Origin of the sequence: Frankia tisae, assembly GCF_025403405.1 — a bacterium.
Classification (GTDB): Bacteria; Actinomycetota; Actinomycetes; order Frankiales; family Frankiaceae; genus Frankia; species Frankia tisai.
Window position 1 is genome coordinate 1 of record NZ_JANEZT010000115.1, and the last position, 16,987, is coordinate 16,987.

The 16,987-nt window shown below is 75.6% G+C and carries 3 protein-coding genes; all 3 read left to right on the forward strand.

What is annotated here, in order from left to right; all coding sequences use genetic code 11:
• A partial coding sequence (locus NBZ85_RS13335; protein ID WP_261562009.1) for a non-ribosomal peptide synthetase occupies positions 1-7,127 on the forward strand: 7,127 nt, incomplete at its 5' end.
• Positions 7,120-11,661, forward strand: coding sequence for a type I polyketide synthase (locus tag NBZ85_RS13340; RefSeq protein WP_261556809.1), 4,542 nt, complete (start codon positions 7,120-7,122; stop codon positions 11,659-11,661). The genes NBZ85_RS13335 and NBZ85_RS13340, both read left to right, overlap by 8 nt.
• The coding region (locus tag NBZ85_RS13345; protein ID WP_261562010.1) for a condensation domain-containing protein at positions 11,658-16,987 on the forward strand (5,330 nt) is incomplete at its 3' end. The genes NBZ85_RS13340 and NBZ85_RS13345, both read left to right, overlap by 4 nt.

Consider the following 16,987-nt stretch of genomic DNA (forward strand, 5'->3'; position numbering starts at 1 on the left):
CCCAGCCCCTGAGCCACAACGGCGCCGGGGACGCGTTCGCGCCCTTCCCCCTGACCGCCACCCAGCAGGCCTACCTGCTCGGCCGCGGCGACGCCTTCCCCCTCGGCGGCGTGAGCACGCACGCGTACCTGGAGTTCGACACGCTGCTGGGCCGCCCGGACTCCGACCGTCCCGTTCTGGACGGCGGCCTGGACCCGCAGCGGCTGCGGGCCGCCTGGCGGCGCCTGCTCGGCCGGCACGACATGCTTCGTGCGGTCATCGACCCGCAGGCCGCCGAGCAGCGGATCCTCCCCGACATCAGCGACGTCGGCGACGGGGAGCTCGGGCTGCGCACCGTCGACCTGCGGGACGCCTCGCCCGCCGAGGCCGATCGCGCGCTCATGGCGCTGCGCGCGGAGCTCTCCCACGAGGTGCGCGACCCGGCGTGGTGGCCGCTGTTCTCGACGGTGCTCAGCCTGCACCCGCTCGGGGGCGCCCGCCTACACGTCGGGTTCGACGGGCTCACTATCGACTACGCCAGCTGGCATGTGCTCTACCGGGACCTCTGCGCCTACTACGACAATCCGCTGCGCACCGACGAACCCCTGCCCGGCAGCTTCCGCGACTACGTGCTGTGCCATGGCGAAACCCCGACCGCCGGCGCGGCCTCGCAGCCGGGCGGCGACGCGGACAGCCAGCTCGCGGCGGCCCGCCGGTACTGGCGGGCACGACTGCCCGAGCTGCCGGGCCCGCCGCAGCTACCGCTGGCCCGTGACCCCGCCACCGTGCACGCCGGGCGGTTCCGCCGCCGGGCCCACATCCTCGATCCCGCGTCCTGGGAGCGGCTGCGCCGCGGTGCCCATGGCGCCGGCCTGACCCCGTCGGCGGTCCTGCTCGCGGTGTACGCCGAGGTGTTGGGCCGCTGGAGCCGCAGCTCCCGGTTCACCGTGAACGTCCCGCGGATGAACCGCGATCCGCTCTACCCGGGCGGCGCGGAGCTCGTCGGCGAGTTCGCCTCGTTCAGCCTGCTGGCGGTCGACACCAGCGGGCACGCGCCGCTGCGCGAGCGGGCGCGGACCATCCAGCGCCAGCTGTGGTCCGACCTCGAGCACGCGGCCGCCAGCGGGGTCTGGGTGCTGCGCGAGCTGGCCCGCCTGCGCGGCGGGCTGCCCGAGGCGCCGATGCCGGTGGTCCTCACCAGCACGCTCGCCTGGCCGGACGAACCACCGAGCACACTGGACTCGCTGTTGGAACCGGGGTACGCGATCTCCCAGACGCCGCAGGTCTACCTGGACGTGCAGCTGGAGGAGCGGCGCGGCGAACTGCGCTGCAACTGGGACGCCGTCGAGGAGATCCTGCCCGCCGACGTGCTGGACGGGATGTTCGCCGCGTGGGTCGGGGCGCTGGCCCGCCTCGCCGACGACCCGGACGCCTGGGACGCGCCGGATCTGGTCGACCTCCCCGCGGCCACAGCCGATCTCCCCGCCGCCGCAGCCACAGCCGAACCCGCCCCGAGGGCCGGTTCGGCGACGCCGGACGGTTCCGCGGAACCGTCCGGCCTGCTGGTGCACGAGCTGTTCGAGGCCCAGGCCCGCCAGCAGCCGCAGGCACCGGCGGTGATCGCCGCCGACGGCCGGCTCAGCTACAGCGAGCTGTACCAGGACGCGACGCGGCTCGCCCGGTGGCTGCACGCCCAGCCGTCCACCGCCGGCACGCCCGCCGCCGACGGTGGCGGCGCCGATGGCACCGGTGCCGCAGGTGGGGCGGGGCGGCCGCCCGTCGCGGTCGTGATGGACAAGGGCCGGGCGCAGATCGCCGCCGCGCTCGGCGTGCTGTTCGCCGGCCGCTCATATGCGCCGATCGACGGCACCCAGCCGCCGGCGCGCGTCGCCGCGGTGCTGCGCGACTGCCGCCCGGACCTGATCCTCGTCGACGCCCGGTGCGCCGACACGGTGGCAGCGGCGCTTGCGCTGCTCGACGGCGCGCACGGCAGCCCGGCCCAGCTCGACGTCGACGCTGCGCTGTACCGGTCCGCGGTGCGGCCCGACGCGGGCCCGGGGCCGCTCGACGGGTTCGACGACGGCCCGCTGCCCCGCACCGCCGCGCCGGACGACCTCGCCTACGTCCTCTACACCTCCGGGTCCACCGGCACCCCGAAGGGCGTCATGATCGCCCACCGGGGGGTGGTGAACTGCCTGCTCGCCACCCGCGCCGAGTTCGATGTCGGTCCGGACGACCGGGTCCTCGGCCTCACCGCGGCGCACCACGACATGTCGGTGTTCGACATCTTCGGGGTGCTCGGCGCCGGCGGCGCACTCGTCCTGCCCGACCCGGAGCTGCGCACCGACCCGGCGCACTGGTCGACCCTGCTGCGCGAACACGGCGTGACCCTGTGGAACTCGGTCCCGGCGACGATGGAGATGCTGCTCGCCCACGTCGCGGCGGGGCAGGCCGAGATCCCCGCGACGCTGCGGCTCGCGTTCCTCGGCGGGGACTGGATACCGACCGCCGCCGTGCGCGACCTGGCCCGGCTCGCGCCCGGCCTGGAGCTGGTCAGCGTCGGCGGTCCAACCGAGACCACCCTGTGGAACATCTGGCACCGGGTGGTTCCCGGCGACGCCGACGGCCCCAGCGTGCCCTACGGGCGGCCGATCCCCGGCGCCCGTTATCACCTGCTCAACGAGGCTGGCCGGCAGTGCCCGCCGCTCGTCGTCGGCGAGATGTGCTGCACGGGTGTCGGGCTCGCCCGGGGCTACTGGAACGACGAGGCACGCACCGCCGCCGCGTTCACCACCCATCCGCGGACCGGGGAACGGATGTATCGCACAGGCGACCTCGACCGGTACCGGCCGGACGGCGTCCTGGAGTTCGTGGGTCGCCGCGACCAGCAGGTCAAGATCCGGGGTCATCGGGTCGAACCGGCCGAGGTGGAGGCCGCACTCGCCGCGCACCCGGGGCTGCGCGCCGCCGTCGTCACCCCGGTGGCGCATCCCGGCCGGGCCGGGCACCGGGCTCTGACCGGCTGGGTGCTGCGGGACCCGCAACACGCCGACGCGCTGCCCGCTGACGTCGTCACGGCCGCGGCGACCCTGACCGAGCACCTGCGCTCCCGGCTGCCCGCGGCCCTGGTCCCGGGCCGCATCGTCGTCCTGGACCGGTTCCCCCTGGCGGCAAACGGCAAGGTCGACCGGGCCGCGTTGGCCACCCGGGAGCAGGCCCCCGCGGCCGGGGACGCCACCGTCCGGCCCGGGACGACCGGCGGCGGTGTGACGGAGGGAGGTGCGCTGGCGGCGGTCCTGGCCGGCCTGTGGGCCGAGGTCCTCGGCGGTCCGATCCCGCCGTCGGGCGGGAACTTCTTCGAGTTCGGCGGCGACTCCCTGGCTGCCACCCGCATCCTCGCCCGGCTGCGTGCGGTGTTCACGGGCGAGGAGATCTCGCTGCGCAGCCTGCTGGTCGAGCCGACCGTGGGCGGCGCCGCCCGAGCACTGGCCGCCGCCACCGAACCGGGACGCCTGGAATCGCTGGCTCTTCGGCATCTCGAGGCCGGTCAGCTCACCGCCGAGCAGACGGCGTCCGCCGCGATCGGATCGGTCGAGCCCACGCCGGGGGGCCCGCTCGGTGCGCCGCTGTCGTCAGCACAACGCCGGTTCTGGTTCCTGCACCGGATGGCGCCCGCGAGCAGCGCCTACCACCTGTCCGTCGGGGCCCGCCTGCGCGGGCCGCTGGACGTCGACGCGCTCGGTGCAGCGCTGCGCGACGTCGTGGACCGCCACGAGGTTCTGCGGACCGTCTACCCGGCAGCCGACGCCGACCAGCCACACCAGCTCGTTCTGGACCGACCGGCCGCGCAGCTGCTCACCCTCGCCGTGCGCGAGCTACCCGCCGCCGAGACGCCCGAGGCTGCGGCACGGGCCTTCGGGCAGGAGCCGATCGACCTCGCCGGTGAGATCCCGCTGCGAGCCCAGCTGCTGCGGACCGGACCCGACGAGCACGTCCTGCAGCTCGTCGTCGCCCACATCGCCTGCGACGACCTGAGTTGGGCGATCCTGTTCGCCGACCTCGCCGTCGCCTACCGCGCACGCGTCGACGGCACCGAGCCGGACTTCGGCCCGCCGCCGGCCCGCTACCGCGACCACGCCCGGCTGGAGGCCGACCCGCGCCACCACGCCGACATCGACCGGGATCTCGTCTGGTGGCGCGAGACCCTCACCCCCGCGCCGCCGCCACTCGCCGCGGCCCTGGCGTCGACACCCGCACCCGCCGGGCCGGGCCGTTCGCCGGGAGCACGCGGCGCGACCGACCGCCCCGCGCTGCGTCGCGGCCGCACCCTGTCCGGGGCGGACGCGACCCGGCTGCGTGCCTTCGCCCGGGCCCACGACACCTCTCCGTACGTCGTCCTGCTCGCCGCGGCCACGATCCTGCTGTACCGCTCAACCGGGGCGGACGACATCGCCGTCGGGGCGCCGGTCGCCGCGCGCCCGCGGCCGGAGCTGGAAGGTGTCGTCGGCAACTTCGGCAACACCTTGGTGCTGCGGACCCGGGTGGACGGCCGGCAGACCCTCGCCGGCCTGGTCGGCCAGGTGCGGGAGGTCACGCTCGCGGCCTGGACCCATCAGCACGCCCCGTTCGACGACGTCGTCCGCGAGCTGCGCCGGCGCGGTGATGCCCACGGCGCCGGCGCGGATCTGTTCGACGTGATGTTCTCCTACCGCTCCCGGGCCCTCGGGGACTTCGCCCTCTCGGGCCTCACGACCGAGGAGCTGCCCGTGCACAACGGCACCGCGCGCTTCCCGCTCGTGCTGGAGGCGGTGGAGCATCCGGACGCCTTCGGGCTGACCGCCACCGTGGACGCGACCGTGTTCACCGCGGCCGACGCCGAACGGCTCGTCGGCCGGCTGGCCCGGCTGTGCGAGCAGATCGGCGACACCGCCGCGGACACCCCGGTGGGCGAACTGGACACCATGTCCGCCCAGGAACGCCGGCTCGTGGTGGACGGCTGGTCCGGCGGGGGGACGCAGCCGCTGGTCGAGCGCACCCTCGCCGAGCTGGTCGCCGACCAGACCCGGCGGACTCCGGACGCGGTCGCCGTCGTCGGCCACGCTCGCCCCGGCGGCCCGGCGGCGGCGGACGGCACCGGGTCCCCCGCCGCCGCACGTGCCGCAGACGTGACCCTCACCTACGCCGAGCTCGAACGCCGGGCCGAGGCCCTCGGCGCCCGGCTGCGCGCCGCCGGCGTCGGCCCGGAGGTGACCGTCGGGGTCTGCGTGCCGCGGTCGGCCGCGCTGATCGTGGCGCTGCTCGGCGTGCTGCGGGCCGGCGGTGCCTTCGTCCCCCTGGAGACGTCGTGGCCGGCCCGGCGCATCGCCGAGGTGGCCCGCGGCGCCGGGATCGGTGCGGTGGTCGCCGGAGCCGCCATCGCCCTGCCCGACCTGACGGATCCGGGCGTCGTGGTCAGCCGGCTCGATTCCGCCGGCCGACTCGCCGGCCCGGCCGAACAGGACCCGGCGAACTCCGTGGCCGGGCCGGTCGCCATGGAGAACCTGGCCTACGTCATCTACACCTCTGGCTCGACGGGGGCGCCGAAGGGCGTGATGATCCGCCATCAGGCGATCTGCAACCGGCTGCGCTGGCAGGTCGGGATGCTCGGCCTCACCGGCGACGACGTCGTCCTGCACAAGGCGCCGCTGGGCTTCGACATCTCGATCAACGAGATCTTCCTGCCGCTGGTCGCGGGGGCCCGGCTCGTGGTCGCGCCGCCCGAGGCCGAGGGCGACCCGGGCGAACTGATGGAGATCATCAGCAGGCACGGGGTGACGTTCTTCTACGTCGTCGCGTCGATGCTCGGCGTGCTGCTCGAACGCCCCGACGCGGCCCCGGCAGGCCGCTCCCTGCGGCACGTCTGGTGCGGCGGCGAGGCCCTGGGCGACGAGCTGTACGAACGGTTCCGCCAGCGCTGGGACGCCCGGATGTACCACGGCTACGGCCCGGCCGAGGCGACGATCGGCGTGTCCTGCCGGGTGTTCGAACCGGGCGAGCGGGACGCGCGGGTGTCGATCGGCCGGCCCAATCCGAACACCCGGATCCGCGTCCTCGACGCCGGTTACCAACCGGTGCCCGTCGGCGCCGTCGGCGAGCTGTTCATCAGCGGGCTGCCGCTGGCCCGCGGGTACATCAACGACCCGCGCCGCACGGCCGACCGGTTCGTGCCCGATCCGTTCAGCACCGTCCCCGGCAGCCGGATGTACAGCACCGGGGACCTCGCCCGGTTCCGCGCGGACGGGGAGATCGAGTTCCTCGGCCGCTCCGACAACCAGGTGAAGATCCGCGGCTTCCGAGTGGAGCTGGAGGAGATCGAGCATGTGCTCGGCCGCCATCCCGGTGTCCGCCAAGCCGTCGTCGTCCTCGCCCCAGGGCCGGCCGGCACCAGCCAGATGCGGGCCTACTACGCCGGCAGGTCCACCGGCGGCGGCGTCCCGGACGGCACGACGCTGCGCGCGTGGCTCACCGACCGCCTGCCCCGACACATGATCCCGGACGTGTGCGCCGCCGTCCCCGATCTGCCGCTGACGACCGCCGGCAAGATCGACCGGCGGGCCGTCGCGGCGTTCGAACCACCCCAGCCCGCCCGCGCCGGGGATGCCGGGACCGCGTTCGTGGCCCCCGCGGCCGGGCTGGAACGCCAGATCGCCGAGATCTGGGCGCAGGTGCTGGGAGTCGAGCGGGTCGGCACCCGCGACAACTTCTTCAGCCTGGGCGGCCACTCGCTCCTACTAATCCGGGTCCAGACCCAGATGGAACAGCGGCTCGGCCGCCGGGTCGCGGTCCTCGACCTGTTCGCGCACACCACCGTCGAACAGCTCGCCCGGCTGCTGCGCTCCGATCCGGCGGCCCCGGTAGACCCCGCGCGCCCGGGCCCTCCGACGAAACCGCCGGCGGGTCTCGCGCCACCCGCCGATCCGCTGCTCGACGACGCGCGCAACCGGGCGAACCGCCGCCATGCGGCGCTGCGGGCCCGCCGCATCCCGGCCGGGCGCACCCCACCCGGGCCGACTCCCCCTCACCGGGCTCCACCCGACGACCGGACTCCCCCTGACCTGACTCCACCTGACCGGACTTCACCCAACGGAACAGGACGACGCCGTGACTGAGCAACCCGTCATCCGCGAGGACACCGCGGCGGACGACGAGATCCCGGCCGTGGCGGTGATAGCCCTGGAGGGTCGTTTCCCGGGCGCCGCGGACGTCACGCAGTTCTGGCGGAACCTGATCACCGGCACCGAGTCCATCACCGCGTTCACCGACGAGGAGTACCTTGCCGGCGGCGGCGACCCCGCCGGCCTGGCCGACCCGTATCTGGTCCGGGCGGACGCCACCCTGCCCGGCGCCGACCTGTTCGACGCCGAGTTCTTCGGCTACCGCCCGACGGAGGCGGAGCTGCTCGACCCGCAGCACCGTCTGTTCCTCGAATGCTGCCAGCACCTGCTGGAGCAGGCCGGCCACGTGCCGGACACCTACCCGGGAACGATCGGCGTCTACGCCGGGGCGAACCAGAGCCAGTACTTCCTCAACAACATCCATCCGCGGCTCGCCGGCGGGACACCGTCACTGGCGCTGCTGGCGGCGGTCACCGGGAACTCCCCCAGCGCGTTCTCCGCCCGGGTCGCCTACGGCCTGAACCTGACCGGCCCGGCGCTGACCGTGCAGACCGCCTGCTCGACGTCACTGTCCGCGGTGCACCTGGCCTGCCAGGACCTGCTGCTCTACCGCTGCGACCTGGCGGTGGCCGGCGGGGCGGCGGTCGGGGCGGCCCGCCACCGCGGCTACCGGTACGTCGAGGGCGGCCCGCTGGCCCCCGACGGCCACGTGCGGGCGTTCGACGCGGACGCCGCCGGGATGTGCCCGGGGGAGGGCGTCGGCGCCGTGCTGCTGCGCCGGCTTGAGGACGCGGTGGCCGACGGCGACCGGATCCGGGCGGTCATCCGCGGTTCGGCGATGAACAACGACGGCAGCCGCAAAGCCGGGTTCACCGCCCCCGCGGTCCGCGGCCAGCTGGAGGTGCTGCTCGCCGCGCACGCCGCCGCCGGCGTGGACGCCGACTCCATCGGCTACGTCGAGGCGCATGGCACCGGCACCCCGGTCGGCGACCCGATCGAGGTGAGCGCGCTGACCCAGGCGTTCACCCGATCCACCGGCCGGCGGGGATCCTGCCTGCTCGGCTCGGTCAAGACGAACATCGGTCACCTCGACGCGGCGGCCGGAATCGCCGGCCTGATCAAGACGGTGCTCGCAGTGGAGACCGGAGTCGTCCCGCCGAGCCTGCATTTCAACCAGCCCAACCCCCTGCTCGATCTAGACGCGGGACCGTTCCGGGTCGTCACATCGCCGACCGACTGGCCGGTCGGCCCGCTCGGCCGGCCGCGGCGGGCCGGCGTCAGCTCCTTCGGCGTGGGCGGCACCAACGTCCACCTCGTCGTCGAACAGGCACCCCCACCGACCGAACAGCCACCGGCCGAGCAGCCGCGTCGGGCTCGGCCGAGCCTGCTGACGCTCTCCGCCCGGTCGCCGCAGGCACTCGACGACGCACGCGCCGCCCTCGGTCGACGCCTGGCCGACGCCGAACCGGTCGACATCGCCGACGTCGCGCACACCCTGCAGGTGGGCCGGACGGCGTTCGACCACCGATGGTCCCTCGTCGCCGACGACGCTGCCCGAGCCGGCGAGGACATCCTCGCCGGACACGGCACCGTGGGCACCCGGGCGCCGGCCGACGTCGCGTTCCTGTTCCCCGGCGGCGGCAGCGGATACCCGGCGATGGGCCGTGACCTGTACGCCGGCGAGCCGGTGTTCCGGGCGCAGATCGACCGGGCCGCCGACATCCTGCGGCCCGTGCTCGGCCTCGACCTGCGCGCCCACCTCTACGGCACCGCCCCGCACGGGGAGCCGCGCACGCCGGCCGGCCGAGAGGCACCGGCCGGCTTCGCCGCCCTTGTCGCCACGCAGTACGCGCTGGCCATGACCCTGCTCGCCGCCGGCATCCGGCCCGCGGCGATGCTCGGCCACAGCCTCGGCGAGTACACGGCCGCCTGCGTCGCCGGTGTGATGCGGCTCGAGGACGTCCTGCCGCTCGTCGTGACGCGGGAACGGCTGCTGGTCGAGGCCGGCGGCGCGGCGACCGCGGTCGCCCTCGACGACACCGCCATCGCCCGCCATCTCGGCGCCGGCCTGACGCTGGCCGCCGTCAACGGGCCGGCGAGCTGCACCGTTTCCGGTCCGCGACCCGCCATCGAGGCGCTGGAGGCCCAGCTCACCGACGACGAGATCGACTTCACCCGGCTGCGCGTCCCCGCCGCCGTCCACTCCCCCGTCCTCGACGCGGTCCTCCCCCGCTACGCCGAGGCGCTCACGGCCGTGCCCCTGCACGAGCCGGCGATTCCAATCGTGTCGAACCTGACCGGCACGTGGCTCACCGCCACCGAGGCCACCGACCCCGGGTACTGGTTGGCGCACACCCGCCAGCCGGTGCGGTTCGCAGCCGGGCTCGCCACCGTCCGCATCACCGGCGGGGACGGGCCGGGCGACGGCGGGCCGCTACTCGTCGAGGTCGGGCCGGGTCGCGGGCTGAGCACGCTGGCCACCGGCAGCGACCCGCGGAACGTCGCCGTCGCGCTGATGCGCCACCGCCGCGTCGACGCGGCCGACGACGCGGTCCTGCTCGCGGCGGTCGGCCGGCTGTGGACCGCCGGGGTCGAGGTGGACTGGGCCTCGCTCGGGCGCCCCGGCCAGGGTCACCGGGTGCCGCTGCCCGGCTACCCGTTCCAGCGCCGCCGGTACTGGCTGGGCCACCCGGCGCAGGACCGGGCGGCGGGCCCGGCGGCGCCGACCCCGCCGATCGTCGGCGGCCATCCGGCGGCGCAGCAGGCGTGGCTGGCCGGGCAGGAGGCGATGCTGCGGGCCCACGCGAGCGTGCGCCGGCCTCCTGCGGAACTGACCGCCGATCTCGACGAGCTGTGCGCCCGGCATGCCGGCGCGGTCCTGCGCCGGGCCGGCCTGGACACCACCGCGGGCGCCCGGCACCGGGTCGCCGACGTGCTGGCGGCGCTGCGGGTGGTGCCGGCCTACCGGCGCTTCGCCGCGGCGCTGCTCGCCCTGCTGGCCGACCAGCGGATCGTCGCATCGACCGGCGACGAGGTGCGTTTCCTGCGTGACGCCGGCGACGACGCCCAGCGCTCCCGGCTCGCCGCCGACATCGTGCGCCGTCACCCCGAGCAGGCTGACGACATCGCGCTGCTCGACCACTGCGCGGGCAACATCGGGGCGGTCCTGGCCGGGGAGATACCCGGCCATCAGGTCCTCGTCCCGGACGGGAGCACCGACCTCGCGGCGCAGTCCGTGGACCGCCAGATCGCCGAGAGCGACGTATCGGTGTACGTGCCGTTGATCGCCCGGACGGTCGCGATGCTCGCGGCCTCGGTGAACCCCGGCGGGACCGGACGGGGCCTGCGCGTGCTGGAGGTCGGCGCCGGACGGGGCTACCTGACCTGGGAGGTCGCGCAGGCGCTGCAGGGGCTGCCCGGCGTGCGCTACCACTTCACCGACCTGGGCCGCTCGTTCGTCCTCGCCGGCCGGCGGGAGGCCGCGGCACGCGGGCTGGACTTCCTCGACTTCGGGGTGCTCGACATCGGCGCCGACCCGGTGGCCCAAGGCTACCCCGATGGCGGCTTCGACATCGTCCTCGCCTTCAACGTCCTGCACGCGACGCCGGACCTGCGGCGCACCACCGACTCGGTGCGCACCCTGCTCGCACCCGGCGGGCAGATGTTCCTGCTGGAGGCCGCCCGGCACCGGCCGTGGTCGATGCTCACCGCCGGGCTGTACGAGGGCTGGTGGCTGTTCGACGACGACCTGCGCCGACACTCACCGCTGCTGACCCCGGCCGGCTGGACGCGGCTGCTGGAGGACCGCGGATTCACCGACGTCGCCGTCAGTCCCGCGGATCCCACCGAGGCAGGGCAGGTCGACCACGCCCTGATCGTCGCGACCCACCCGGCTGCAGCCACGGGCGCTGCCACAGGCACAGATACAGACACGGCCGCCGAGTCGGCGTCCGGAGGGCAGCCGGGAGGCGCGGGAGGCGGCATCCTCTCGGGAAGTTCCGCGTTCGACCGCCGGCCGGACCTCGCGGCACCCTACGAGCCACCCGCCGACGAGCTGGAGTCCACCGTCGCCGAGGCCTGGGCGCAGGTGCTCGGGCTCGACCGCGTCGGCACCCGCGACGACTTCTTCGACCTGGGCGGCGAGTCGCTGCTCGCGATGCAGCTGGTCACCCGGCTGCGTGACGAGCTCGGCGTGCCCCTGTCGATCCGGAGCTTCCTCGCCGGCGAGTCGCTCACCGTCGAGGCAATGGCCGACCGGGTGCGCCGAACCCGTCGTCGCGACGACCGCCGCACCGGCGACCCCGGACATGCGGACGACACCGGACACGCGGACCGCGACCGGGTCGACGTGACCGTCGGCGCCGCGTCCACCCCGGTTACCCCGAACGATCCGGGCGCTGCCGCAGACGGCGCCGCCGACGGCCCCGCGGTGATCCGGCGCAGCGCCCGCCGGGCGGCGATGGTGGCCCCCGACCCTGCCGGCCCGCCCGCGACCGACGCGACCAGTGCAAGGGAGCCGCAGCGATGACCACGACCGTCGGAATTCCGGCCCCGCCAGCGCTGCTGTTCCCCGCGTCGTACGCACAGGAACGCATGTGGTTCTTCCACCGGATGGACCCCGGCAACCCGTTCTACAACGTGCCGCTCGTGCTGCACCTGCAGGGCACGGTCGACCTGGAGCGGCTGCGGGCCGCCGTGGCCGACCTGGTCGCCCGGCACGAGATCCTGCGCACCACCTACGTCGAGGTCGACGGCGAGCTGCGCCAGCGCGTCCACGACCGGCTCGACGTGCCGGTCACCGAGACCACGCTCGTGGCGGTCCCCGCGGACACGCCCCCAGCGGACGTCGCCGCCGAGCCCGCCGTCGCACACGCGCTGCACGAGCTGGTCCGCAGGCCGTTCGACCTCACTGCCGGGGCGCCGATGCGCGTCGACCTGATCCGGCTCGGCGCGGGCGCGGCGTCGGCGGCAACCGAGGCCGCGCACCTGCTGGTGCTCTGCCTGCACCACATCGCCGTCGACGGCTGGTCACTCGGCGTCCTCGTCGCCGACCTCGACGTCGCCTACCAGGCTCGACTGCACGATTCACCGCCGCAGTGGGACGAACTCGCCATCCAGTACGGCGACTACGCCGAATGGCAGCGTGCCCAGCTCGGCGGCGGCGACGGCGGCGACGCCGTCGTCACCGCCCTGGCCCCCTGGCGGGAGCGGCTCGCCGGGCCGCTGCCGACCCTGGAACTCGCCACTGACCGGCCGCACCCACCGGCGCCGGCGTTCCGCGGTGAACGCGTCGACTTCGCCCTCGCCGGTGAGCAGGCCGCGGCGCTGCGCCGGCTCGCCCGGTCCCGGCGCGCCTCGCTGTTCATGACGCTGCTCGCTGGCTGGGCGGCCCTGCTGCACCGGCTGACCGGGCAGACCGACCTGGTCATCGGCACGCTGCACGCAAACCGCGACAACCCGCAGGTCGCCGGGCTGGTCGGGTTGTTCGTCAACACGCTGCCGGCCCGGCTGGACCTTGCCGGCGAGCCGACGTTCGCCGACCTGCTCGCGCAGGTTCGTGCGACGAGCCTGCGGCTGATCGCGGACCAGGACATGCCGGTCGAGAAGATCGTCGACGATCTGCGGCCCGATCGGCGGGCCGGGCGCAACCCGCTGTTCCAGGTGGTGTTCGCGTTGCAGAATTTCGCCGACCACCGCCTGCGGCTCGCCGACCTCGACGTGACCCGCCTCGACATCGACCGCGGCTCCGCCCGCTTCGATCTCGAACTGCACGTGTGGGACCACCCCGACGCCCTGCGCGCCACGCTGATCTTCGACACCGAGCTGTTCGACCGGCCCACCGCCGCCCGGATCGCCGAGCACCTGCAGACGCTGCTCGCCGCCGCGGCGGCCGACCCCGACGGCCCGATCCGCGACCTGCCGCTGTTCGCCCCGGATCGCCCCGCCGCGATCAGCCCCGCGCCGGTTCCCGGCGAGGCCGGTGGGGACGGTCCGAGCGAGCCGGCGGGCGTGCCCGAGCTGGTCGCCCGGTGGGCGCGGCGCAGCCCGCACGCGGCCGCGGTGGCCGGCGCCGACGCGGCCATGACCTACCGCGAGCTCGACGAACGTTCGGCCGCGCTGGCGGGCCGGTTCGCCGCACTCGGCGCCGGGCCGGGCGCGACGGTCGCCGGGATCCTGCCCGCCGACGCCGTGGGTGACACAGTCGTCACGGCCCTGGCAGCGCTGCGGACAGGGGCGGACTACCTGCCCCTCGAACCGTCGCATCCCCGGGAATGGAACCTGCGGCGTCTCGCCCACGCCGGGGCCCGCATCCTCGCCCACGCCGCGCCGCCCGGCCCGGACTGGCCGGCCTGGCTGGACGACCCCCGGGCCGGGGCCGCCGTGACCGTCGACGTCCGCAGCCCCGCGGCGAACACCCCGCCGCCCGCGTCCGACGCAGCCACGTCCGACGCAGCCACCTCCGACGCGGACGCGGCCGGTACGGGCACGCCGGGGGTCGGATCGGTGCTCGTCGCCGGGGCGGGTGCCGGCGGCGCCGTGCGTGTCGGCGCGGGGGAGCTGGCGGCGGAGGTCGCCGACCTGCGGCGACGCCATCCGCTGCGGCCGAGGGAGACCGTGGGGCTACATGCGCCTGCCGACACCGACGCGGCCCTCTGGACGGTCTGGTGGGCGCTGACCAGCGGCGCCTGCCTGCGGCCCGCGGCGGCCGGCGAGACCACCGACGTCGCGCTCCTGCCCGGCGACGACGGGACCGCCGGCGACCGGTGGCCGGCGATCGGTGGCGCACCGGCGCGTCGGCTGCTGCTGGTGTACGGCCGGCCGGCGAATCCGGCGGTCCTGCGGCAGCTCGCCGGCGGTGCGCCGGGTGCCCGGCCCGAGGAGGTCCGCTACCGGTACGGCACCCCGCTGGTCGGCGGCGGGGTGGTCGAGGGGACGCTGGCCGCCGCCGGCCCGGACCGGGACGGCGTCCGGGCCGCGACCGCCCCGGTCGGCTTCGTCGGCGAAGTGGTGCGCCGGCCGTTGCTGGTCGTGGACGGGCACGGCCGCTCCCGGCCGCACACCGCCGTCGGGGCGCTGGCCGTCGCCGCAACGGATCCGGACCGGCCGCTGCCCACCGGTGACCTGGGGCGGATCACCGGCGACGGCCGGGTGCAGGTCCTGGCGGCCGCGGACCGTCCGGAGCTGCTCTGGGCCGGTCCGTACCAGGTCCGCGCCGCCGTCATCGAAGCGGCGATCGTCGCCGACCCGGGGATTGCGCACGCCTGCGTCCTGCCGCGGCGCACGACCGACGGCGCCACGCAGCTCGTGGCCTACGTCGTCCCGGCGGCGGCCTGGCTGCCCGCGACGCTGCCGACCCGGCTGCGCGCCGTCCTGCCCGCGGCCCTGGTACCGACGGCGGTGGTCACCGTGACCATCCTGCCGCTGACCGCTTCCGGGCAGGTCGACACCGCCGCGCTGCTGCGCCTTCCCGTCCTCGACGACCGAACGGCCGCGGCCTGGCGGGCCCGCCTCGCGGCACTGCCGGCGGTGGGCGAGGTCGACGTCCGCGTCGAGGACGCCCCTCCCGACGCACCCGTCCGCCGTCACCTGGACGAGTTCGACGAGCCCCCGGACGACGCCGGTCGGAGCGCCACGCCGGCACCGGGCTTCGGTCCGGAACCGGCGGCGGTTGCGGACGCGGCGTCCGCGCCCGGGGTGGATGCGCCGACATCGACCGGGGCGGACGGGCCGGTCCGGGGCGACGACCGGCCGCCGGCCGTGCTGGACGGCGGGCCACAGCCCGACCCGGGCCTGCCCGACCTGGGCGCGGCAATCCGGTGGGCTGCGGCCTCGGCGGGCTGGCTGGTCCACGTCACCGCCGAGGGGCACCACTCCCGGCACCCCTACGCCGAGGTGGCCAGCGAGGCCGACCGGATCCTCGCCGGCCTGCGGGCGCGGGGGGCGCGACCGGGCGACCCGATCGTGTTCCAGTGCGACCGCACTGCCGACTTCGTCCCGCTGCTGTGGGCCTGCCTGCTCGGTGGTCTCGTCTCGGTGCCGCTGGCGCCGGTGCTCGGCCCGGACACGCCCGGCGATCCGGTAAGCCGCCTCGACAGCGCCCGCCGGCTGCTCGCCGACCCGCTGGTCGTCGCCTCCCCCACGCTGACCGCGACGATCACCGACACACTCGCCGGCGCCGGCCTGCCCCCGGCCCGCATCGTCGACCTCGATGCGCTGCGCGCCGAGCCGGTCCCGGCCGGCGGCGGTACGCACGACCAACCGCCGCCACCGTGGTCCGGCGGGCGGGACACGCCTGCGATGATGCTGTTCACCTCGGGTAGCAGCGGCACGCCGAAGGCGGTCGTGCTCAGCCACGGCAACATCCTGGCCCGCTGCGTGTCGACCGGGCGGCGCAACCTGTTCGGGCCGGACACGGTCTCGGTGAACTGGATGCCGTTGGAGCACGTCGGCGGGGTCGTCATGTTCCACCTTCGCGACGTCTGCCTCGGCGGGTCGCAGGTGCTCGCGGCGACGTCCTGGGTGCTGGCCGACCCGCCGCGCTGGCTGGAGCTCACCAGCCGGTACCGGGCGACGGCGACCTGGGCGCCGAACTTCGCCTTCGGCCTGGTCAACGACCGTGCCGACGAGCTGGACGGACGTGGCCTCGACCTGTCCCGGCTGCGGTTCATCCTCAACGCCGGCGAGGCGATCGTGCCCCGCACCGCGCGGGCGTTCCTACGGGTCCTCGCCGGGTTCGGCCTGCCCGCCGACGCGATGCACCCCGCGTGGGGAATGTCGGAGACGTCGTCGGCGGTGCTGTACTCCGACCGGTTCCGCGCGACCCCGACCCGCGACGACGACGCCTTCGTCGAGGTCGGCACCCCGCTGGAGGGATGCGCGGTCCGCATCGTCGACGCGGTCACGCCCGCTCCGGGCGGGCGGGTGCTGCGGGAGGGCGAGACCGGCCGGCTCCAGGTCCGCGGCGCGTCAGTGACCGACGGCTACCACGGTCGGCCGGACCTCGCCGAGGCGTCGTTCAGCGCGGACGGCTGGTTCGACACCGGCGACCTCGCGGTCATCCGGGCCGGCCAGGTCACGGTGACCGGCCGGGCCAAGGACGTCATCGTCGTCAACGGGGCCAACCATCACTGCCACGAGATCGAGGGGCTCGTCGAGCGGACGGCCGCGGTGGAGACGTCGTTCACGGCGGCCTGCGCGGTGCGCGGGCCCCGCGACCACTCCGAACGGCTCGCCGTGTTCGTCCACCTGCGGCCCGGGGCGGACGAGACCGCGACCCTGCGCGAGATCCGCGCCGCCGTGCGCGACGGCACCGGGATCAACCCGGACTACCTGATCCCGGTGGACCGGGCCGACATCCCGAAGAGCGACATCGGCAAGATCCAGCGCAGCACCCTGGTTCGCCGGTTCACCGCCGGGGACTTCACCCCGACGGTGCGCCGGGTCGAGCTGGCCCTCGGCGGCCGGCGGACCGTCCCGGACTGGTTCCACCGCCCGGTGTGGCCGCCACGGACGCTGGACTCGCCGCCCGCCGCAGCCGCGGGTGCCACGGCCGCGGGCGCGCCGACCGCCGACCGGGAACCGGTGCTCGTGCTCGCCGACCGCGGCGGCCTGGGCGACGCGCTCGCCCGTCGGCTGCGGACGCTGGGCCGGCCCTGCGTGCTCGTCATACCCGCCAACTCCCCCGGAGCCGACGCCCGGATCGGCCGGCCGCCGGGTTCCGCGCAACCGCGCGAACCGCGGACCCTGGACATCACCGACGGGGCTGCACACCGCCGGCTACTGGCCGTACTCGCGGCGGCCGGCGACCGTCCGGCCGCGATCGTGCACCTGCTGTCCGCCGGCCCGCCCGACCC